Source organism: Pseudomonas sp. Ant30-3 (assembly GCF_000690905.1).
Lineage (GTDB): Bacteria > Pseudomonadota > Gammaproteobacteria > Pseudomonadales > Pseudomonadaceae > Aquipseudomonas.
The window spans coordinates 1-20,568 of sequence record NZ_JMCL01000154.1 but is presented as its reverse complement, the minus strand read 5'-3'; the positions used below and the strand labels follow the sequence as shown (position 1 = coordinate 20,568).

General features: G+C 59.5%; 15 protein-coding genes and 1 other RNA gene. 8 read left to right on the top strand and 8 right to left on the bottom strand.

The features are described from left to right. Window positions 1-101: 101 nt before the first annotated feature. Window positions 102-869 (bottom strand): GntR family transcriptional regulator, encoded by a 768-nt coding sequence (locus DU29_RS0127470; protein ID WP_028624578.1) that lies wholly within the window; start codon window positions 867-869, stop codon window positions 102-104. Between the two features lie 261 nt (window positions 870-1,130). On the opposite strand from DU29_RS0127470, the gene DU29_RS0127465 reads away from it, so the two are divergent. The 8 genes from DU29_RS0127465 (at window position 1,131) to DU29_RS0127435 (ending at window position 10,371) form a co-directional block, all read left to right on the top strand. Further along, window positions 1,131-2,825 carry a lactate permease LctP family transporter gene (locus DU29_RS0127465; RefSeq protein WP_028624577.1) on the top strand — a complete coding sequence of 565 codons (1,695 nt, stop codon included), beginning with the start codon at window positions 1,131-1,133 and terminating at the stop codon, window positions 2,823-2,825. Between the two features lie 148 nt (window positions 2,826-2,973). After that, window positions 2,974-3,798, top strand: a complete 825-nt coding sequence (locus DU29_RS0127460; RefSeq protein ID WP_028624576.1) for a (Fe-S)-binding protein — start codon at window positions 2,974-2,976, stop codon at window positions 3,796-3,798. Next, entirely contained in the window at window positions 3,795-5,252 is a 1,458-nt protein-coding gene (locus DU29_RS0127455) for a LutB/LldF family L-lactate oxidation iron-sulfur protein (protein WP_028624575.1), read from the top strand. Before DU29_RS0127460 ends, DU29_RS0127455 begins: the two co-directional genes overlap by 4 nt. After that, window positions 5,249-5,920, top strand: a complete 672-nt coding sequence (locus tag DU29_RS0127450) for a LutC/YkgG family protein (protein WP_028624574.1) — start codon at window positions 5,249-5,251, stop codon at window positions 5,918-5,920. Before DU29_RS0127455 ends, DU29_RS0127450 begins: the two co-directional genes overlap by 4 nt. Then, a complete protein-coding gene (locus DU29_RS0127445) occupies window positions 5,917-8,727 on the top strand; it encodes an FAD-binding and (Fe-S)-binding domain-containing protein (protein ID WP_028624573.1) in 2,811 nt (936 codons plus the stop codon). The genes DU29_RS0127450 and DU29_RS0127445 overlap by 4 nt, the downstream gene beginning before the upstream one ends. 129 nt (window positions 8,728-8,856) lie before the next feature. Continuing rightward, the gene (locus tag DU29_RS0127440) at window positions 8,857-9,135 is read left to right on the top strand and encodes a hypothetical protein (protein ID WP_028624572.1); all 279 of its coding nucleotides are present in this window, start codon (window positions 8,857-8,859) and stop codon (window positions 9,133-9,135) included. A 99-nt stretch (window positions 9,136-9,234) separates the two neighbouring features. Next, window positions 9,235-9,628: a transfer-messenger RNA gene (gene ssrA / locus DU29_RS1000000131905) on the top strand. Between the two features lie 197 nt (window positions 9,629-9,825). After that, window positions 9,826-10,371 carry a DUF4410 domain-containing protein gene (locus tag DU29_RS0127435; protein WP_028624571.1) on the top strand — a complete coding sequence of 182 codons (546 nt, stop codon included), beginning with the start codon at window positions 9,826-9,828 and terminating at the stop codon, window positions 10,369-10,371. Window positions 10,372-10,571: 200 nt separating this feature from the next. Here the strand turns inward: DU29_RS0127435 and DU29_RS0127430 are convergent, their stop codons facing one another. The 7 genes from DU29_RS0127430 to DU29_RS0127400 form a co-directional block, all read right to left on the bottom strand. Continuing rightward, on the bottom strand, window positions 10,572-10,994 hold the full coding sequence (locus DU29_RS0127430; protein WP_028624570.1) for an organic hydroperoxide resistance protein: 423 nt from the start codon (window positions 10,992-10,994) through the stop codon (window positions 10,572-10,574). A gap of 185 nt (window positions 10,995-11,179) precedes the next feature. Beyond that, the gene (gene pelG / locus DU29_RS0127425) at window positions 11,180-12,550 is read right to left on the bottom strand and encodes an exopolysaccharide Pel transporter PelG (protein ID WP_028624569.1); all 1,371 of its coding nucleotides are present in this window, start codon (window positions 12,548-12,550) and stop codon (window positions 11,180-11,182) included. Continuing rightward, window positions 12,551-14,065, bottom strand: coding sequence for a GT4 family glycosyltransferase PelF (gene pelF / locus DU29_RS0127420; protein ID WP_028624568.1), 1,515 nt, complete (start codon window positions 14,063-14,065; stop codon window positions 12,551-12,553). Then, on the bottom strand, window positions 14,062-15,051 hold the full coding sequence (locus DU29_RS0127415; RefSeq protein WP_028624567.1) for a HEAT repeat domain-containing protein: 990 nt from the start codon (window positions 15,049-15,051) through the stop codon (window positions 14,062-14,064). Before DU29_RS0127415 ends, pelF begins: the two co-directional genes overlap by 4 nt. Then, window positions 15,029-16,396 carry a PelD GGDEF domain-containing protein gene (locus DU29_RS0127410; RefSeq protein WP_028624566.1) on the bottom strand — a complete coding sequence of 456 codons (1,368 nt, stop codon included), beginning with the start codon at window positions 16,394-16,396 and terminating at the stop codon, window positions 15,029-15,031. Before DU29_RS0127410 ends, DU29_RS0127415 begins: the two co-directional genes overlap by 23 nt. 5 nt (window positions 16,397-16,401) lie before the next feature. Continuing rightward, complete coding sequence (locus DU29_RS0127405) at window positions 16,402-16,920, bottom strand: hypothetical protein (RefSeq protein ID WP_028624565.1); 519 nt, start codon at window positions 16,918-16,920, stop codon at window positions 16,402-16,404. A gap of 26 nt (window positions 16,921-16,946) precedes the next feature. Further along, on the bottom strand, window positions 16,947-20,528 hold the full coding sequence (locus DU29_RS0127400; protein WP_028624564.1) for a tetratricopeptide repeat protein: 3,582 nt from the start codon (window positions 20,526-20,528) through the stop codon (window positions 16,947-16,949). Between the last annotated feature and the right edge of the window lie 40 nt (window positions 20,529-20,568).

Genomic DNA, 20,568 nt, shown 5'->3' with positions numbered 1-20,568 from the left:
GGAGCTTGCTCCCGCTGGGATGCGAAGCAGCCCTCGCTTTTGCGACTGCTGCGCAACCGAGCGGGAGCAAGCTCCCTCGCCACATTGAATCGCAATCGCTGCTACATACCCTTGCGCCGCTCCGCCCGAGCCATGCGCTGCACTTCCTGACGCACCTCCTCGAGCACTTCCTGCACATGCAGAATGTGTCGGCTGGAAACCTCTCGCGCCTGTTCCGCCCGCCCCTCAATAATTGCCATGTAAAGCTCTCGATGCTGAGTGATCAGCATGTCGCGAGTTTCCGTGCGTTGTTTGTACATGCCGCCAATGTTGGTCACCACGTTGCGCTTGAGCAGATCAAACAGCCCGCGAATCGTATGCAGCAGAACTGCGTTGTGGCTGGCCTCAGCGATCGCCAGGTGAAATTTCGCGTCAGCCGCGCCCTCTTCCACGCGGCTGACGTCATCGTGACGCGAGTAGCAATCCTGCAACTCATTGAACGCCGCCGTCAGCCGTTCACGATCGACATCGGTCGCTCGTAACGCTGCGTAGTAGGCACAGGAGGCCTCCAGCGTATGGCGAAATTCCAGCAGATCACGTTGCGCCTCGGGATTGCTTTCAAGCAGATGCAGCAGGGGATCACTGAAGGTTGTGCCCAGCGACTCGACGACATAATTGCCGCCGCCCTGGCGACTGACCAGCAACCCCTTCGCTGCCAGCTTTTGAATCGCCTCGCGCAACGAGGGGCGTGACACACCGAATTGTTCGGCAAGCGCCCGCTCCGCCGGCAAGCGCTCACCAGCCTTCAGCGTGCCCTCAAGGATCATCCCCTCAAGCTGCTCGACAATATCGTCAGACAAACGGCGCTGACGAATTTGATCAAAAGCCATAACTCAATTCTCCGCGATCCCGACAACTTGCCGGCTCTCTATTCTGGCCTATCAGCCCGCTTCAGGCACCCACCGGACAGCGCAGTGACAACGAATCCGGACGCGATCATCACCGCGCATTCGACAAAAGTTTTAGGGCGGCAAATTGACACACCCCATACAAGGCTTTTACCCTAGCCAACAGCGATTGTAAATTGGTATTACCAATTATCCAAGCACGCTGATCAGTGCCTGACCAACAACAATTAGGGGCCACCCCATATGCAAACCTGGCAACAGCTCTACAGTCCGCTCGGCAGCCTTGGCTTGTCCGCACTCGCGGCCGTCATTCCCATCGTGTTTTTCTTTCTGGCTTTGGCGGTGTTTCGCCTCAAGGGTCACGTCGCCGGCAGCATCACGCTGGCCTTGTCGATCGCGGTGGCCATTTTCGCCTTCCAAATGCCGGCTGACATGGCATTTGCCGCCGCCGGATACGGGTTCGCGTATGGCCTGTGGCCGATTGCGTGGATCATTGTCGCGGCGGTTTTCCTCTACAAACTGACGGTCAAGAGCGGGCAGTTCGAAGTGATCCGCAGCTCGGTCCTGTCGATTACCGATGACCAGCGCCTGCAGGTGCTGCTGATCGGTTTCTGCTTCGGCGCCTTCCTGGAAGGCGCCGCCGGTTTCGGCGCACCGGTCGCGATTACTGCTGCACTGCTTGTCGGACTGGGCTTCAATCCGCTGTACGCCGCAGGCCTGTGCCTGATTGCCAACACCGCACCGGTTGCATTCGGTGCGCTGGGGATTCCGATCATCGTCGCCGGCCAGGTGACCGGCATTGACGCGTTCAAGATCGGCGCCATGACCGGCCGGCAATTGCCATTGCTGTCACTGTTCGTGCCGTTCTGGCTGGTGTTCATGATGGACGGCATGCGCGGGGTCAAGGAAACCTGGCCGGCTGCGCTGGTGGCAGGTTTGAGTTTCGCCATCACTCAGTATTTCACTTCGAACTTCATTGGCCCGGAGCTGCCCGACATCACCTCGGCCCTCGCCAGCCTGATTTCCTTGACGTTGTTCCTGAAAGTCTGGCAGCCAAAGCGCGCTGCGGGCCAGCACATTGCAGGCGCCGTTTCGGCTTCCGTGGTGAGCGCCAGCGCCGGTGGTTTCGGCCTGCCGCGCAGCACGGTGGTATCGCCTTACAGCTTTGGCGAAATTCTCAAGGCGTGGTCACCCTTCCTGATTCTCACCGTGCTTGTGACGATCTGGACCCTGAAGCCCTTCAAGGCAATGTTTTCCGCCGGCGGCTCGATGTACAGCTGGGTCTTCAACTTCGCGATTCCGCATCTGGACCAGATGGTCATCAAAGTCGCGCCGATCGTGACTGCACCCACTGCAATCCCGGCGGTGTTCAAACTCGACCCGATCTCGGCCACCGGCACGGCCATTTTCTTTTCCGCGCTGATCTCGATGCTGGTGCTGAAGATCAATGTCAAAACTGGTCTTACCACTTTTAAGGAGACGCTGTACGAGCTGCGCTGGCCGATTCTGTCCATCGGCATGGTGCTGGCATTCGCTTTCGTCACCAACTATTCCGGCATGTCGTCAACCATGGCTTTGGTGCTGGCAGGTACAGGCGCAGCGTTCCCGTTCTTCTCGCCATTCCTGGGCTGGCTGGGCGTGTTCCTGACCGGCTCGGATACCTCGTCCAACGCCCTGTTCAGTTCGCTGCAAGCGACCACTGCGCACCAGATCGGTGTCAGCGATACCTTGCTGGTAGCGGCAAACACCAGCGGCGGCGTAACCGGCAAGATGATCTCGCCGCAGTCGATTGCCGTGGCCTGCGCCGCGACCGGCCTGGTGGGCAAAGAATCGGATCTGTTTCGCTTCACCCTTAAGCACAGCCTGTTCTTTGCAACGATTGTCGGCGTGATTACTTACGTCCAGGCCTACTGGCTCACCGGCATGCTGGTGCACTGACGGACTACGGGTAGAAACGTAAACCGACGCCGGACCACGACTCCGGCGTCAGCTATTCACCACCCGGTCTGTAAGGCTGCTGAAAGCAACGCTCTTTATATTCAGCAGCCTCAGCAGACGGATAACCGGGCCCACCCGGAGACGCCTGATGAGCGAGCTTTTTTACAACGCCGTGCCGAACGCGACCCGTGTCGCCCCGCCACTGCCCGAACCTCGGCAATACCCCGGCGAGAAACCGTCGCGGGTCTATCTGTTCGGAACCTGCGTGGTGGATTTGTTCTACCCGGAAGCCGGGATGGATGCGATTCGTTTGCTGGAGCGCGAAGGCATTCGTGTCGAGTATCCGCAAGGGCAGAGTTGCTGCGGGCAACCGGCGTACACCTCGGGGTACACGGATCAGGCCCGGACCGTGGCGCGCTCGCAACTGGCGCTGTTTGCCGGTGATTTTCCGGTGGTGGTGCCCTCTGGATCGTGCGCAGGCATGGTGCGCGAACACTACGCCGACTTGTTCAAGGATGAGCCGGACACGCTGAAGCAGGTTCAGGCGCTGGCCGCTCGAACCTATGAATTGGCCGAGTTTCTGTTGTACGTCTGCAAGGTGCAGCTAGAGGACAGCGGCGAGCCGGTAAAGGTGGCGCTGCACACGTCGTGCTCGGCACGTCGGGAGATGAACACTCACCTTCACGGCCGCGAACTGCTGGCGCAGTTGAGCAACGTGGAACGGGTCGAACACAGCCATGAAAGTGAATGCTGTGGCTTCGGCGGGACATTCAGCGTCCGTATGCCAGACATTTCCGGCGCCATGGTGGCCGACAAGACCCGGTCGCTGAAAGACTCCGGCGCACACAAGGTGCTCAGTGCCGATTGCGGTTGTCTGATGAACATCAACGGCGCGCTGGAAAAACAGAAGGAAGCGTTGCGCGGCCAGCATCTGGCCAGTTTCCTCTGGCAAAGAACCGGAGGCGTCCAATGAACGCTTCCGCGATTATTCCTACGGTTACCGTAGAAGAAGACTTCCGCGCTCGGGCTCACAAGGCCCTGGACGACAAGCAGTTGCGAAACAACTTTCGCACGGCAATGGATTCACTGATGACCAAAAGGGCAGCGTCCTTCAGCGATGCCCACGAAAGAGAACATCTGCGAGCGCTGGGCAATGCTGTCCGCGCCCGTGCGTTATCCAAGCTGCCCGACCTGCTCGAGCAGCTTGAACAGAACCTGACCCGCAACGGTGTGACAGTGCACTGGGCGGAAACGGTGGACGAGGCCAACGGCATCGTCTTGTCGATCATCCGCGCTCACGAGGGGCGGCAAGTGATCAAGGGCAAATCGATGGTCAGCGAAGAAATGGAAATGAATCATTTCCTCGCTGATCGTGGCATTGAATGCCTGGAGTCGGACATGGGCGAGTACATCGTCCAGCTCGACCACGAGAAGCCTTCACACATTATTATGCCGGCGATCCACAAGAATGCCGGTCAGGTCGCGTCCTTGTTCCACGACAAACTTGGCGTGGAGTACACCAAGGACGTTGACCAACTTATTCAGATCGGTCGCAAAGTCTTGCGACAGAAATTCTTTGAAGCGGACATCGGCGTCTCCGGCGTCAACTTCGCCGTGGCTGAAACCGGTACGCTGCTGCTGGTTGAAAACGAAGGCAACGGACGGATGACCACCACTGTGCCGCCGGTGCACATCGCCGTCACCGGCATCGAAAAAGTCGTGGAAAACCTTCGCGACGTGGTGCCACTGTTGTCGCTGCTGACCCGTTCGGCACTCGGCCAGCCGATCACCACCTACGTCAACATGATCTCCGGCCCGCGCAAGGCACATGAACTGGACGGCCCGCAGGAAGTACACCTGGTGTTGCTGGACAACGGTCGCAGCCAGGCGTTTGCCGACAGCGAGTTGCGCCAGACCCTGAACTGCATCCGCTGCGGCGCTTGTATGAATCATTGCCCGGTCTACACCCGAATCGGCGGCCACGCCTATGGGGAGGTTTACCCCGGGCCTATCGGAAAAATCATCACCCCGCACATGGTCGGCCTGGCGAAAGTCCCGGACCATCCGAGCGCTTCGTCGCTGTGTGGCGCGTGCGGTGAAGTCTGCCCGGTAAAGATTCCGATCCCGGCGCTGCTGCGTCGACTGCGCGAAGAAAACGTCAAAGCCCCGAATGATCCGAAGCACATCATGCGCGGCCAGGGCAGTAAATATTCGCGCAAAGAACGCTTCATCTGGAACGCCTGGGCCAGGCTCAACAGCTCGCCCACCCTGTATCGCCTGTTCGGATTTTTCGCCACGCGGTTACGCGCTCTTACGCCAGACAACGTCGGCCCGTGGACGCAAAATCACAGCGCCCCGAAACCCGCGGCTCGCACGCTGCATGACATGGCGCGCGAACATTTGGCCAAGCAGGGAGATCGTCGATGAGCGCCAAGCAAAATATCCTGACCAAACTACGGAAAAGTCTGACGGGCACCACGCCGGTGCCTGACGAGTTCGACGTCGAACTGGTGACGGCGCCCTACACCTACCAGCCTGAACAACGTATCCCGCAATTGCGCAAACTGATGGAGGCCGTGCACACGGAAATCCATCTGACCTGCGACGAAGGGTGGCCAGCACTGCTGGCGCAACTGCTGCATGATCGCCAGCTGCCGAGTCTGTTGATCGCGCCGACGACACCTCACGGTGCGCGTGTCACTCAGTACTGGGCGAATAATCCTGATCTGCCAGTACTCAAGTCCTACGACCGCCCGGTAGAAGAATGGAAAACCGAATTGTTCAACGACACACCGGCCAGTCTGACGACCACGCTGGGAGCAATCGCTGCGACCGGTAGTCTGATTCTCTGGCCGACGCCGGAAGAACCGCGTTTGATGAGTCTGGTACCGCCGGTGCATTTCGCCTTGCTCAAGGCCAGTGAGATCCGCGACAACTTCTATCAGGTGCAGCAGGAGTTGCGCTGGGCCAACGGCATGCCGACCAATGCGCTGCTGGTGTCCGGCCCTTCGAAGACAGCCGATATCGAGCAGGTGCTGGCGTACGGCGCCCACGGTCCGAAAGACCTGGTGGTTTTGATTCTGGAGGACCAATGAGTCTACCGACGGCTTTCCTGCGTGATGCGCAGCAACTGATTCCACCGGAGCGGCGTTTCGATGATCCGCTGTCGACCCTGGCTTTCGGCACCGACGCGAGTTTTTATCGGTTGATTCCGCAGCTGGTAATCCGCGTCGAATCCGAAGATGAAGTGGTGGCGTTGCTCCAACTGGCGCAGCGCGATCAGGTCCCGGTGACTTTCCGCGCCGCCGGCACCAGCCTCTCCGGCCAGGCCATCAGTGACTCAGTGCTGATCGTGCTGGGGGATAACTGGAACGATCGTGAAATACGCGGGCAAGGCATGCAGATCCGCCTTCAACCCGGTGTGATCGGCGCACAGGCCAACGCGTGGCTGGCACCGTTCGGACGCAAGATCGGCCCTGACCCGGCCTCGATCAACGCCTGCAAGATCGGTGGCATTGTTGCCAACAATGCCAGCGGCATGTGCTGCGGCACGGCGCAAAACACCTATCACACACTGGCTGGCATTCGTCTGGTGCTGGCCGATGGCAGCCGGCTCGATACTGAAGATGCCGCCAGTGTCGCAGCGTTTCGTGAGAGTCACGCTGCACTGCTTGAACGCCTGGCTACGCTGGGCCGAGAAACCCGCGCCAACGCCGAACTGGCTGCACGAATCCGCCACAAATACCGTCTGAAAAATACCACCGGCCTGTCACTCAATGCGCTGGTGGATTTCGATGAGCCTGTGGATATCTTGAGCCACTTGTTGGTGGGATCCGAAGGCACGCTGGGCTTCATCAGCGCCGTGACTTACGACACGGTGATCGATCACCCGAACAAAGCCTCGGCACTGATCGTGTTCCCGGACGTGGAGACTTGCTGTAACGCCGTCACCGTGTTGAAAAGCCAACCGGTGTCCGCTGTGGAACTGCTCGACCGGCGCAGTTTGCGCTCGGTTCAGGACAAACCCGGCATGCCCGCTTTCGTACAGCAATTGTCGAATAATGCCTGTGCGCTGCTGATCGAATCCCGCGCAGCAACGTCCACGCTACTGCGTGAACAACTGGCGCAGATCATGACGTCGCTGGCGTCATTCCCGGTGGAAAAACAGGTCGACTTCACTGAAGACCCGCTGGAAAACGCCCGACTCTGGGCGATCCGCAAAGACACCTTTCCCGCTGTCGGTGCGGTGCGCAAAACCGGCACTACTGTGATCATCGAAGACGTGACCTTCCCGGTCGAACAGCTGGCCATCGGTGTGAACCGCCTGATCGAGTTGTTCGACAAACATGACTACGACGAAGCGATCCTTTTCGGACACGCACTGGAAGGCAATCTGCATTTTGTCTTCACCCAGGGCTTCAACAATTCCCAGGAAATCGCCCGCTATCAGGCGTTCATGGACGACGTCGCGCAATTGGTCGCGGTGGAGTTCGGCGGCTCGTTGAAAGCCGAGCACGGCACCGGCCGCAATATGGCGCCCTTCGTCGAACTGGAATGGGGCAGCGATGCTTACCAGTTGATGTGGCAGCTCAAACGCCTGCTCGACCCGAACGGGATTCTCAATCCGGACGTGGTGCTCAGCGACGATCCGCAGATCCACCTCAAACACCTGAAACCGCTACCGGCCGCCGACGAGATTGTGGATAAGTGCATCGAGTGCGGTTTCTGCGAGCCGGTCTGCCCGTCCAAAGGACTGACCCTCAGCCCGCGCCAGCGCATCGTCATCTGGCGCGACATTCAGGCGAAGAAGCGTGCGGGCGTCGATACCACTGAACTGGAAGCGGCTTACGATTATCAAGGCATCGACACCTGCGCCGCGACCGGTCTCTGCGCTCAACGTTGCCCTGTAGGCATCAATACTGGCGAGCTGGTGAAAAAGCTGCGTAGCCGTAAAGCGACGCATACGAAAACCGCCAGCTGGCTTGAAGGAAATTTCGCCACCGCCATGCAAGGCGCGCGCTTCACGTTGCATGCGGCCAACGGCGCGCGAATGCTGCTGGGAGCGCCGCGACTGGCGAAACTTTCCGCCACACTGACGAAGCTTTCCAGAGGGCGTGTCCCGCAATGGTCCAGCGCCATGCCCCAGCCCGAGAGAGCGATTCGGTTCAGCCCCAGCGTCTCGGATGAGCGCCCGCGCGTGGTGTATCTGGCGGCGTGCGTGTCGCGCGTCATGGGCCCGGCGGCCGGCGATAAAGAACAAATGTCGCTGTACGACAAAACCCGCGGATTGCTGGAAAAGGCCGGTTACCAGGTCGTCTTTCCAGACAATCAGGACAGTCTCTGCTGCGGTCAGCCCTTTGCGTCCAAAGGCTACGCTGAGCAGGCGGAACACAAACGCCAGGAGCTGATCGGCGCACTGCTGCACGCCAGTCGCGGCGGACTCGATCCGATTTATTGCGACACCAGCCCGTGCACGTTGCGCTTGATTCAAGACCTGGGAGAGGTTCGACTCGACCTTTACGATCCAGTGCGTTTCATCCGTACGCATCTGATGGAACGACTGGACTTCACGCCGCAGGAAGCGCCGATTGCGGTGCATGTCACCTGCAGCACTCAGCACCTTGGCGAGAGCCAGGCGCTGATTGATCTGGCGCGCAAGTGCAGCAAAAACGTGGTGATCCCCGAAGGCATTCATTGCTGCGGATTCGCCGGCGACAAAGGCTTCACCACGCCGGAGTTAAACGCACACGCGCTGAGGTCGTTGAAGGACGCTGTGCAATATTGCAGCGAGGGTATTTCCACCAGCCGCACCTGTGAGATCGGTCTGACGCAGCACGGCGAAATCGACTACCACGGGCTGGTCTATTTGGTAGACCGCGTCACTCAGGCAAGGGCGGGCTGAAGAAAAAATAGAACCCTGACGTGTCGCTGTAGTCCACTGAGTAAGCCCGGCAAAATGCCAGGCCCTACCCAATCGGCAGCCCGTCCTGACGGCCAGCGATGCCTGGACCTTCAGACCAAGGAGAAATACATGAACCGTTCTGTACTGTTAGGTCTGTTCGTTACTGCTTCCATGATGGCTTCCACTTCGTTTGCGGCATCGGAAGACCTCTGCGCAACCAATCTGCAGACCATCGAAAATGCCAAAGCGCAGATTCAAGCCAAGAATATGCAGAGCCAGGTAGACGCCAGCGTCCAGCAAGCCAAGGCGCATCAGGCAATGAACACCAAGGATGGCACTGAGAAATGCATCGCTGAAACCCAGCGGACCATCCAGGAATTGCAGAAAACCAGTAGCTCCAATAACTGATCTTTGATCAGGCGCCAACCTTCGGGTTGGCCTTCTGAGCGTCGTTGTCGTACACTGCACACGCTTGCTGCTCACATTGATTCACGCAGCAGCAAGCTCGGGGCCGTTTAGGATTCGACGCCGGTTGCGAAACTTTAGGTGCATGCCGAGTTGGTAACAGAACTCGTAAATCCACTGTTGCAACTTTCTATAGTTGCCAATGACGAAACCTACGGGGAATACGCTCTCGCTGCGTAAGCAGCCTTAGCCCTTCCCTTCTGATACCTTCGGGTTCAGCAATCACCAGGGGATGTCTGTAAACCCAAAGTGATTGTCATATAGAACAGAATCGCCGTGCAGTACGTTGTGGACGAAGCGGCTAAAACTTACACAACTCGCCCAAAGCACCCTGCCCTTCGGGTCGCTGAGGGTTAACTTAATAGAAACGGCTACGCATGTAGTACCGACAGCGGAGTACTGGCGGACGGGGGTTCAAATCCCCCCGGCTCCACCAAATCAGAAGCAAAACAAAACCCGCCAAGTGCGGGTTTTGTTGCATCTGGGGTCTGGTAATTCAGCCTTTGATTGACGGCCCCCTAAATGTTTAGCACCATGGCGCACCGGAATCATTTTGCCACCATTCGACTAATACTCGGTTGCAAGCAGTGCGTCCGAACGCCTCTAACTCTCGCTCCCGAATACGGAAATTCAATGAAAACCCCTCAATTTTTGCTACCCCTTTCATGCTTTGTCGCCCTGTCGCTGCTGACCGGTTGCGCAGCGTCCGTTAAAAGCGGCGGCACTGAGACACTGGCCATTCAACAATCGGCGAAGCAAAATCTGATGGTGAGTTTCCAGGGGAACAGCAAGGTTCAGGAAAATGAAGACTGGCCTCTTTTACAGCGCGACTGGAATGAAGCTCTCCAGGCTGAAGCAGCTCGCGCGGGCTATGCACTTACCCAAACCCAAACTGTGAGTTCCAACAACAAGGAGGGTGTCGGTATCACCATCAAAGTGACCAATTTCCGCTACCTGACTCCTGGCGCACGTTATGGAGCGGGCGTTATGGTCGGCAATGCATGGGTCAATTCGAGCGCTGATTTTACAGACTTGAAATCCGGAAGCTTGATCGGGACCCGGACATATGACACGTCCTCATCTGCGTGGGAAGGCGTGATGTCTGCTATGACCAAAGAGCAAGTCGAGGCTATCGCTCAGCAAATCATCAGCGACATCAAGAACGCGAAGGTCAAGTAACACCACTCCCCGCACTACTGGCTGCCCACAAAAACAAAACCCGCCGAGTGCGGGTTTTGTTGCTTCTAGTAGTTTGGCCAGACGGAATCGATGCATCGGCGCGTGTGGGAGCTTGCTCGCGCTGCGGTGAAGTCATGCAACGTTAACGGTGAATGACACTCCGATTCGCGAGCAAGCTTGCTCCTACAAAGATGCGGCGTTCAGACGACATTCAACTCCACATTCACCCCATCACGCGTCATCCGCGAATAAGGGCAGATCTGATGCGCCGCTTCCGCCAGCTCACGCTTAACACTCTCTTCCAGCCCGGGGAAATTGACGTTCAATCTCACCGCCAGCTGAAAATTGCCATCCCCGGTTTTGCCCAGATCCACTTCGGCATCCACCGACGTATCCTCCGGCAACCTGATTTTCATTTTGCCCGCCGCCACCTGGATCGCGCCGATGAAACAAGCGGAATAACCCAACGCAAACAGCTGTTCAGGATTGGTCCCAGGTTTGCCTGAACCCGGAGAGCTGAATTTCACGTCCAGCTCGCCGTCGCTGGATTTACCGGTGCCGGTGCGACCGCCGACTGTGTGGGTTTTTGCGGTGTACAGAACAGATTCCAGTGCAGTGCTCATGACGATGACTCCTGATCAGGACGGGTAAGGAGGGGGCCGGAACAGGTCGTCTTTCGTCGGCAGCTCCGACCGTTCAAGCGTAGCAGCGAGTCAGCGACTCGCAAGTAACGCCAGTCGGAATCATCGGCACAAAAAAAAGGCACTTGCGTGGCTCGCAAGTGCCTTTTTTGTACAAGCCAGAAACGTTAGCGCGACATCATGAAGGTGTCGTATTCCAGATCTTCCAGTGCCTTGGACAGACGCTGTAAACCGAGCAATACACACACCAGCAACGACAGCGTGAACCCGTAGCCGAAGAAACTTGGGCCCAGGTACATGCTGAGCAGCGTCAGCACGCCGTTCAACACCGCAAACAGCACGCACAGCTCCAGCACCACGGCGCGTTTGTCGAGGTAGAAGAACACGTTGAGCAAGGCCATGAATACCACTTGAATGCTCACGCCGATCAGGTCGATGTAGAACAGCGGCAGGTAGTAGCTGGAGATGCCCAGCCAGTCGAGCAGACGTGGCGCGAACAGGAACAACAGCACCACCGTAAGACCTTGAACCTTGCAGATTTCCAGCAGGCCCTGACGGATCGACAGGGTCATCTCGGTTTTCAGCGAGCCAATGTGCTGCAGGGTTTCACCGTCGCGGATGGCCCGGAACAGACGGTCGTACCATTCGGCAAAATCGGTTTCGATGCGCACCAGGAACACGGCCATGCCGGGGATGATCGCCAGGTACGCGAGGAAAATCGGCAAGTCATACAGGATGGACGCGCGCAACGGGCCGACCACGGCATTGGAAGTGGCGGGGTTGAACCAGAACAGAAACTTGTCGATCCAGATGCCGAAGTTGTAGAAGAAACCGGTGGCCAACAGGCTCAGGAAAACCTGGCGCCGATCGAGAAAATCGAAAGCGATCAGTTTCTCGGCGCGGTACTCCCGCAAAATGTCGTAGAGGAACAGAAACAGCAGCGTGCTGTGCCCGATCAACAACGCCAGGAGCAAGCCCGGCATCTGCAGGAAGCTCAACACGTAGGCGCTCGCCACCATCAGCGTGTAGCCCACCAGCATCACCAGCAGGATGCGGTTATAGGCTTTCATCCCCGACAGGAAAATGATCACCAGCCACAGGTTGCACAGCACTACAAAGTTCGCCAGCACCAGCACGCGGTAGATCAGTGGCTGGTCGAACAGCAGGCCCAGCACGATGATGCCCAACACGCCGGCAGCGATCGTGACCAGCAGCAGAATGCCCAGCAAGTTCGGCAGAATCTGCTCGTACTTGTGCTCGAACAGACGGTCGGAAACGAAACGAGTGAAGAACAACTGCAGGCCGCCCGTGAGGATCAGCGAAGTCGCCATCAGGTACGTCACCGTGACCAGAAACTGTCCGACCAATGCATTCGGCAGCAGCAAGCCCAGGCTGATGATCCCCACCAGCATGACGCTGATGATCGACAACACCCACGGCCCGGAACTGATCAGACCGGCATACACGTAGGCGTGCAGGGTCGAGGTGTAGGAATCGCGCGAAAGTATTTTGCGCAGCTCGAAGCCAATACCGGCCATTTAACTGTTCTCCATGGCTGCTTTATACAAGTCGCGATAACGCTGCAGCATCAAGGCTTCGGTGTAGTAACGGGTGACACGCAACAAACCGCTGGTCTGAGCCGCTTGCCAGCGTTGCGGGCTGCGCAACAGCTCGAGAATCGCCGCGCTGGTGGCTTGTGGATCAGCAATCGCCACCACTTTACCGGCGACGCCCAGGTCACGGTCTTCAGCACTGCCGCCTTCGATCAGCTCGCGGCACGAACCGACGTCGCTGCTGACCACCGGCGTACCGGCCGCCCACGCTTCGAGGATTACCAGCGGCTGCGCTTCACTGATCGAGGTCAGCACCATCAGGCCGAGCTTCGGCAGGATTTCCTGAATGCGCTGAAAGCCTAGAAAATGCACCTTGCCCTCCAGGCCCAGACTGGCCATCAGGCTGCGGCACTCGCTGACGTATTCCGGATCTTCCTCTTCGGGACCGACGATCCAGCCTTCGGCTTGCGGCATCGCACTGATCACGCCACGCATGGCGCGCAGGAAGGTTTTCACGTCCTTGATCGGCACCACTCGCCCGATCAAACCCACTACCGGCGCGATGCCGGGTTCGCGAGCTTGCAGCGCAGCGGTCCACTGCGGCAAGTCGATGCCGTTGGGGATCACTTGAGTGCGGCTCGGTTCGGCGCCGTCCTTGATCTGCCGCTGACGGTTGCCGTCATACAGCGAGATAATGTTGTCGGCGCTGTTGTAGGTCAGTTGGCCGATTCGCTCGAAAAAGCGTACCCACAAAGTTCGGATGTAACCCGAACCAGCATCGAGGCTGCGGTTGAGCGCCTGCCCGGAACTCTCGGCAATCCAGCTGGCCTGGGCCAGATCGATTTTGCGTTCCTTGGTGTAAATGCCGTGCTCGCTGAGCAGGTAGGTGCAGTTCCAGCGCTTCTTGAGGATGCAGCCCAATATCCCGGCGTAACCGGTGGAAATCGAGTGCAACACGCGGGCCCGCGGCATTTTGCGCGACGCTTCGGCGAGCATCAGCAGCGGCGACTGCATGGTGCGCAAGGTCCAGAAATAGTTGACGAAGGACGGGTCGGCGCAATGCTGATTGTAGCCTTCGCTCAATGCTTCCCAACTGGCGCGGCTGCGCAAGACGTCATCGAGAGTCATGTCGCCCTGGGCGATGCGATCGAGCAAGCGCTCACCGAGTTCCGGCTCCGGCAATTCCGGGTGATGCAGGAAGCGGTACAGATCGGCCAGCTGTTGCTTGTCGGCCTCGCGCGGCGTGCCGATCGTGTGCGTCGGGTGGACCGCGCTTTCGATGAACATTTCTTCGATGTGCACGACGTTGGCCGGCACCTCGTAACGGCGCTCGCCGTAAGCGGAACGCTGGCCGCCAATGAACGCCACCGAGAACGTCAGTTCCGGCAGGCCGAGAATCATCTGGTGAATCCAGCTCGACACGCCGCCGCGCACATACGGCCAGGTGCCTTCGAGGAGCAGACAGATGTCGGCTACCGGTGCCTCTTCCTTGTGATTCATGTCCAGCTCCTCACCAGCTCAGCGAACGGTGGACGCTGACGGGTTTTCTCGGGAAGGCTGGCGAGCAGACCCGGAATTTCGTGATAGCGGCCGGCCTCGAACGCCAGTTCGGCGCGGAACGGCAAGATCTGCGCTGCGCCCATGCCGTTGTCCTGGGCCTGACCCAGCAGCACTTCGGCGCGCTCGATGTCACCGCGTTCCAGGGCAATGCGTCCGGCCAGCAAAAACAGCTCGCCGCCCTCGCCTGCCTGTAAACCTAGCTCGGCATGTTCACTGGCTTGATCAAGCACGTGATCCAGCACGCTGCCCTGCGCCAGGCCAAGGTAGGCCAGCTCCCAATACCAACGCGCCAGGGTGCCATGCAGCGCACCGGCAGCTTTGGCGTTGGCACTGGTCAACTGGCCGAGTGCAATCTGGATGCGCAGGTTGATGTCGCTTTCCTGCTTGTCGAGCATCGAGTACGCCAGCAGGCGCACGTCATCGCTCGGGTCGCCCAGTGCCAGCTTGAGGATCGGCACCGCTTCCTTCCCCGGCATGCGTCGCGTGGCGAGCAAAGCGGCGAGGCGCTGATCCGGATCAGGCGCGTGGCGCAGCACGTCCTGCAAACCGCCGTCGGCGAAAATCGGCGAGTGCGATTGCAGTTGCGCGCGGAACGGCAGGCTTGGAATGCCCACCGCTTGCCAGGCTTGTTTGTCGCGTTTGCGCGGCAGGTAAAGCGCCGGAAAAATCGACAGCACCACGCCTATCGTACCGATCACCGGCACAAAGAACGCCAGGCTGAAAATGAACAGCGGGCTCCACGGCAATGGCGCGCGATAACGCGCTGGCAACAACAGCCACACAGCGGCGCACAACAGCGCGCACGCCAGGCCGTGGCTGAGGGTGAACACCAGCAATTGTTGTAACTCGGGCGCCGGCAGCCACAGACTGGCCCAGCTGCCTGCCTCTAACAACAAGGCTCCGCTAAACAGCCACTTGCTGATCATTCAGGCCACACTCGTTGAACAGGAAATTACGCAGCCCGTCGCGTTCATAGCCAGGCTCCAGATTGAAAGGCATCACCCGCACGCCAAGGCTGTCCAGATTACTTTCGATGCCGAAGTGTTCATGCAGCAACACGTTAATCCGCGCCAGATAACCTTCGGTGCCTTGCGGGCTGGTCAACGGCAGGAGCACCAGCAGCAGCTGATGATCGCGGTTGTTGCGCACCGGCAAGTGCAGATCGAGACCACGCTGACTGCGTTCCAGCAGGCGCGTCAGCTCATCGTTGGGACGGGTCATTTCAAACGCGAACAGACCGGCTGCCAGTTTGTGTTGCTCGACATCCATCAGCGAACGCTTGAGTTGCAGGGTGAACTGCTGAGCATCGGCGTCCGGCAGTTGCAGCACGGTCTCGTCTCTGCGCAACAGGTCGGCGATGTGCCCACCCAGCAACGCGAGCAGGCTCAAGGTGCGATCCTGGAAGGCGAAGAACGGCATCTGCCGAACAGCCAGAATCGCCAGCAGACGACCTTCAGCGTCGATCAACGGGATGCACGCCTGCAGCGAGGAGAACTGCGTCGAGGTGCCGGCATCAATTAATTCCTGACGCACGCTGACCAACTCGCCGCGTTCCATGCACAGCTTGACCAGACCATCTTCGGTGCCCAACGGGCCCATGATGCCGACGGTCGCCAGCGCCTCCGGCAGGACGTTTTCGCCACGCTCGTCGACCCGATACAAACCGGCCACACGCAACGCACCGTACTGTCCGAGCACTGCCACGATCGGATCGGCCAGCGCCGCAAGCGCATCGCCTTCGGCCGGCAACACGCGCAGTTTTTCCCGCAAGCCCAGCAGCGAACTGCGCAGGCTCTGGTCGCTACCGGCGACGCGCTGTTCCAGCAGGTCGTGAGAGACGCGCAGAATCTGGTGCGCCCGCGTGAACTCGTCGAGACGATACTGGCGATAATCGTTGGCCATCTGCAGACGCTCCAGGCGCCGTTCCCACAGATCGCGAACCTCACCCACCAGCATGCCGCAGACCAGCAAGCCGACAATGTACGACGGCTCAAGCTCGGCATAACCTTCGTGCCCTTTCAAGCGCAACGCGAACAGGGCCAGCACCAACAGGCCGGCGCTGAGCAGGCCGCGCACAAAGCCGTACCGCACGCCCAACAGCAGCGGCGCCAGAATCGGCCAAGGGAAACCACCGTGCATTTGCAACGGGTCTTCAGGCGTCAGCCACAAGCCCAGGCCGATGGCCCCGCCGGTGACCAGAAACGTTTCCAGCCAAGACACCGGCCCGCTGGCGCGAGGCGCCAGGCTGTAATCCATGTGCGGAGAATTCATTGCAATCACTCGAACCGAAGGGCGCCAACAAGTTTGTCGAGTACCGTTTGAGCGGTGCCCGCCAGGCTTTCACGGGACCAACCGGCGCGCGCGCCGCTTTTGCTCCAGAGCACGCGACCGGTGCTGGCTTCCAGCACGCGCAGGCTGATGCCCACTGCCGGTTCACCATCCAGACCGTTCTTGTACTGCCATTCTTCGACGCTGCCGGCGACGACATAGTCGAGCTTCTGCTGGCGTGCCCAGTCGAGGGCGCCGGCCAGGCGCTCATTGTCGTCCATCAGCGCTTGTTCGCCTTCGGTGCTCGCCGGGTAAACCCGGGGTTGCAGACCGCGACTGCTGAGCACGCTGAGCAGGATCTGCTCGGCGCGTTCACCGGCTTGTGGCGTTTGCGAGTAGTTGACCACCGGCACGATGCCCCACTGCGCAGTGCGCGACAGGTTCGGGCTGGCTTCATCGGTGAAGCTGGCGCAGCCGGCGACGAACAGGACCGTGAGGGCCAGGCCCAGGTTACGAATTGCTTGCATAGTTTTTCTCCGTAGACATTCCATGATCAGCGCCCAAACCGCACGCCGTAGCTCACACCCAGGGTCCCGCCGGCCTGACCATCCCCGCCCTGAGGCGCAGATTGGTAACCGAAGGTCAGGGCCAGTTCGTCATCACCCAGCACTTCGACGCCGATCCCGGTGTTGATGCCGTAGTTAAAAGTTTGATCCAGCCATTGCCAGCCTGCCGTTACATCCACCAACCAGGTGTATTGCGGTTTGGTGCGCACCAGTGCGCCCGGTATTCCGCGACGCCACGAGCTGCCGACATAGAGTTGGCTGTAGGTGCTTTGCAGCAGATCGCTGGCCAGCACCGTCTCGGGGTTGTCGTTATCTTCAACACGTCGCACCGGACCACCGTTGTTGCTGGACAGATAATCCAGCGTGCGATCCTTGACGTCGTTGTGCTGATAATCCAGACCGCCGCGCAGGGTCCAGTTCGGGCCTGCAAACTCCAGCGTGTGGTTGTATTCCATCTTCAGCGCCTGGCCGTTTCCGAGGTTATCCCCGGCACGGGTAGAGAACGACCTCTGCGCCACTTCCCAACTGATCTGATCGCGCGCAGTGAGGCCGTGACGACCGCCGAGCCAGACGCTGTCCTGTTGCCCGAAAGCGCGCATCAGGCCGCTGTCTTCACTCTTGCGATGCCAGCCGGCACCGAGTTCCAGTTCGTGGCTCGGGCTGACCTGCCAGGTCCGGGAAATTCCCAGGCCATTGCGGTCGTCGTCGCTGCGCTGACTGGTGTCGGCGAACAGTTTGTAGCTGCCGTTTTCCACCGGACGTTGCAGGGTCAGCGCAGCGTTGCGCTCCTCGCCAATCTCGGAAGCGATGATGTCGTCGCCTTTGTAATCGCCCTGCTCAAGTTGCACATCGGCGTACCAGTTATCACCCAGGTTGTGGGCGATCTGCAGACGTGGCGCGTTGAATTCCAGACCGCCGAAATCCTGCTGGTGCCAGGACAGCTGCGCACCCTGCGGCGTGCGCTCGTGCAGCTCGACGGCCTGACGACGCAATTGTTCGCGCACGGCCACTGGCTGATCGTCGCCGAGTGCCGACAGGCTGGTGTCGAGCGCTTCGCCCAGACGGCCCAGGCGATTGAGGGCCTGCGCACGCTGCGCCGGGTTCAGATCGCTACTGGCCAGCAGCGCTTCAACCTGATCTTTGTTGCGGCTGCGCAAGGCTTGCTGAATCTGCTCGTAACGCTCGACTTTCAAGCCTTGGCCACGGGCCCACTCCAGCCATGCATCTTTCTGCGATTCCTGATTGGTCGCGTCGAGACGTGCCAGCAAGCGTTCGAACCACAACTGCAGCATCGCCGGCGAGCCGTCTTTCCAGTTCTTCAGCACTTCCTGCTGCGCCTTGCGTGGCGAATAGCTGCTCGCCACCAGACGCAACCAGATCGCGTAACGCTGCGACGACGGTTCGATGGTTTCCACTTCCGGGCTGCGCAGCAATTTCAGGCGCAGACGCTGAGCGGCATCCTGATAACCGGCGCTGTCGAGTGCATCGGCGTAAGCCGCGCGGACCAGCCAGTCGTTCGGACTGCTTTTGAGGTACATGCGATACCAGGCCAATGCCTCGGCGTCGCGGCCTAGCATCTGGCTCGCACTGGCGAACGGCAGCCACAGCACGCGGTCTTCACGTGCATGGGAGCGCCATTGGCTCAGCAGCGGTTTGAGTTTGCCGGTGTCGCCCTGATCGACGTACAGCCACACCAGACGCTCACGAAACAGGTTGTCAGCGGGATAGCGCGACAGACCGAGCAAGTACAGGCGCTCGGCCTCTTCGGGCTGCCCTTGCTGCACAGCCAGCGCACCGCGAATGGCGAGCACCTGCGCCTGCTCGTAGGCGGCCGGGTATTGCTCGGCATCCTTGAGCAACGCGACCACTTGCGGCCAGTCGTTCAGCTCCTGCGCTTGCTGCAAGGCTTCGACCAGACGCTGCGGATCCTTGGTGCGCTGCCAGCTGGCAATCGTCAGTTTCAGCGCGCGCTGCGGGTCGCGAGTGCGATACAGGGTGATCAGCTGGCTTTCGTCACCACCGGTCAACTTGCCATCGATCGACAGCACTTTTTCCAGGGAGACGCGCAAGTCTTCATCGCGCTCCAGATCCCATGCCAGTGAAGCCCGGGAGCGCCAGTAATCAGCGTCGTTGATGCTCTGATCGTCCGCCTGCACCACGCTCCATGCTGATTCGGAATCAAACAGCTTGAGGTAGGTATTGGCCCGGTCGACCTGCTCGACGGTGTCCAGCTTGAAGCGGTTCGAATAGTTCTCGTAAACCTTCGCCTTGGCCGCAAACTGCCCGGTGTTTTCCAGGTTCTGCAGCAGACGCGTCCAGGCCAGACGATGGGTCGGGTATTTCTGCACGTACGCGCGGAACCAGGCTTCGGCTTCGCCCGGCGTACCACGTGATTCATGACCGTAGTTCAGGGCATCGAGCTCGATATCCGTCAGCGCACGCTGGCTCATGATTTCTGCGAGCAGCGGAATCGACCGGTCGAAGTCGAATTGCTGGCTGGCCAGGCGCCACGCGCGCTCGCGGGTTTGCGGGTCTTCCTGCAGCTTGAGCAGGCGAATCCAGTAACCCAGCGCAGCCGCGGGATCGCCGCGCCATTCACCGAGATGAGCCATCTGTTCGAGCAAATCCGGATCATCCGGATAATCGACCGCCAACTGCTGACCCGTTTCCCAGGCACCGGCCAAATCACCGATGGCCAGGCGCATGTGAAAATCTTTCAGCGGGATTTTCGGGTTGTCCGGTTGCAGGGTTTGCCACTGTTTCAGCACGCGCTGCGCCAGATCAAAGCGCTTGCTCGCCACCGCGACATCAACGCCCTGCTCGAGCCACTCGGCATCGGTTTGTGCGTTGGTCAGCTTCGGCAATTCGTCAGACAGCACCTGCGCTGCCTCATCGCCACGACCGGCAGACAGCAGACTGTTGAACGCCAGCTGCGCATACTCGCGACGCTCGCTGTCCAGCTGAGCGTCCTTTTTGAGCTGCAGATAAATCTCGGCGGCACGGCCTGGCTGTTCGCCAGCCATGTGCCACTGGGCAGCGGATTTCAGCGACTCGCTGCGTAGCTTCGGATCGCGTCCGGCAACTTCTTCGTAGACGTTGGCCGCGAAGGCCGGGGCCTGCAAGGTCAGCGCGAGCTTCGCCAGGTTCTGCAACAAAGGCACGGGCAGCTTGCGATGGTCAAAGCTTTTCAGGCGCTCGACCAGGGCTTGCTGGGCGATCAGGTCGTTGCTTTTCGCAGCGTCCAGAGCGTCCAGTTCCAGGCGATAGTAAGCCTGAACTTCCGGCACTGGTTTTGGCCAGGCTTCCAGGTGTTGGCGTGCCTTGGCGTAGTCACCCAGACGGATCAACAGATCGACCAACTGCAGACGCAGGTGATCGTCATCCGGGTGCGCCGTCAGCAACAGCTCGGCGTAATTGGCCGACACGGCATCAGGCTCACGTCCATCGGGCTGGAATACTTCTTCACGCTGGAAGGTCGCCCACAGCAAACCTCCCACAGCAACCGCCACCACCGCCAGTGCCCAGGGATTGAGCAGGCGGTTACTTTTAGTTGCAGAGGAGCTGACCATTACTCACCTGCTTCATTGGTAATTTGAAAACCCACAGACC

Bases quoted from the DNA above. Each gene is read 5' to 3' on its own strand.
- DU29_RS0127440 (WP_028624572.1), top strand. From the start codon at position 8,857: ATGAACCGTTCTGTACTGTTAGGTCTGTTCGTTACTGCTTCCATGATG.
- DU29_RS0127445 (WP_028624573.1), top strand. From the start codon at position 5,917: ATGAGTCTACCGACGGCTTTCCTGCGTGATGCGCAGCAACTGATTCCA.
- DU29_RS0127460 (WP_028624576.1), top strand. From the start codon at position 2,974: ATGAGCGAGCTTTTTTACAACGCCGTGCCGAACGCGACCCGTGTCGCC.
- pelF (WP_028624568.1), bottom strand. From the start codon at position 14,065: ATGAATCACAAGGAAGAGGCACCGGTAGCCGACATCTGTCTGCTCCTC.
- DU29_RS0127470 (WP_028624578.1), bottom strand. From the start codon at position 869: ATGGCTTTTGATCAAATTCGTCAGCGCCGTTTGTCTGACGATATTGTC.
- DU29_RS0127465 (WP_028624577.1), top strand. From the start codon at position 1,131: ATGCAAACCTGGCAACAGCTCTACAGTCCGCTCGGCAGCCTTGGCTTG.
- DU29_RS0127435 (WP_028624571.1), top strand. From the start codon at position 9,826: ATGAAAACCCCTCAATTTTTGCTACCCCTTTCATGCTTTGTCGCCCTG.
- DU29_RS0127455 (WP_028624575.1), top strand. From the start codon at position 3,795: ATGAACGCTTCCGCGATTATTCCTACGGTTACCGTAGAAGAAGACTTC.
- pelG (WP_028624569.1), bottom strand. From the start codon at position 12,550: ATGGCCGGTATTGGCTTCGAGCTGCGCAAAATACTTTCGCGCGATTCC.
- DU29_RS0127415 (WP_028624567.1), bottom strand. From the start codon at position 15,051: ATGATCAGCAAGTGGCTGTTTAGCGGAGCCTTGTTGTTAGAGGCAGGC.
- DU29_RS0127430 (WP_028624570.1), bottom strand. From the start codon at position 10,994: ATGAGCACTGCACTGGAATCTGTTCTGTACACCGCAAAAACCCACACA.
- DU29_RS0127410 (WP_028624566.1), bottom strand. From the start codon at position 16,396: ATGAATTCTCCGCACATGGATTACAGCCTGGCGCCTCGCGCCAGCGGG.
- DU29_RS0127450 (WP_028624574.1), top strand. From the start codon at position 5,249: ATGAGCGCCAAGCAAAATATCCTGACCAAACTACGGAAAAGTCTGACG.
- DU29_RS0127405 (WP_028624565.1), bottom strand. From the start codon at position 16,920: ATGCAAGCAATTCGTAACCTGGGCCTGGCCCTCACGGTCCTGTTCGTC.
- DU29_RS0127400 (WP_028624564.1), bottom strand. From the start codon at position 20,528: ATGGTCAGCTCCTCTGCAACTAAAAGTAACCGCCTGCTCAATCCCTGG.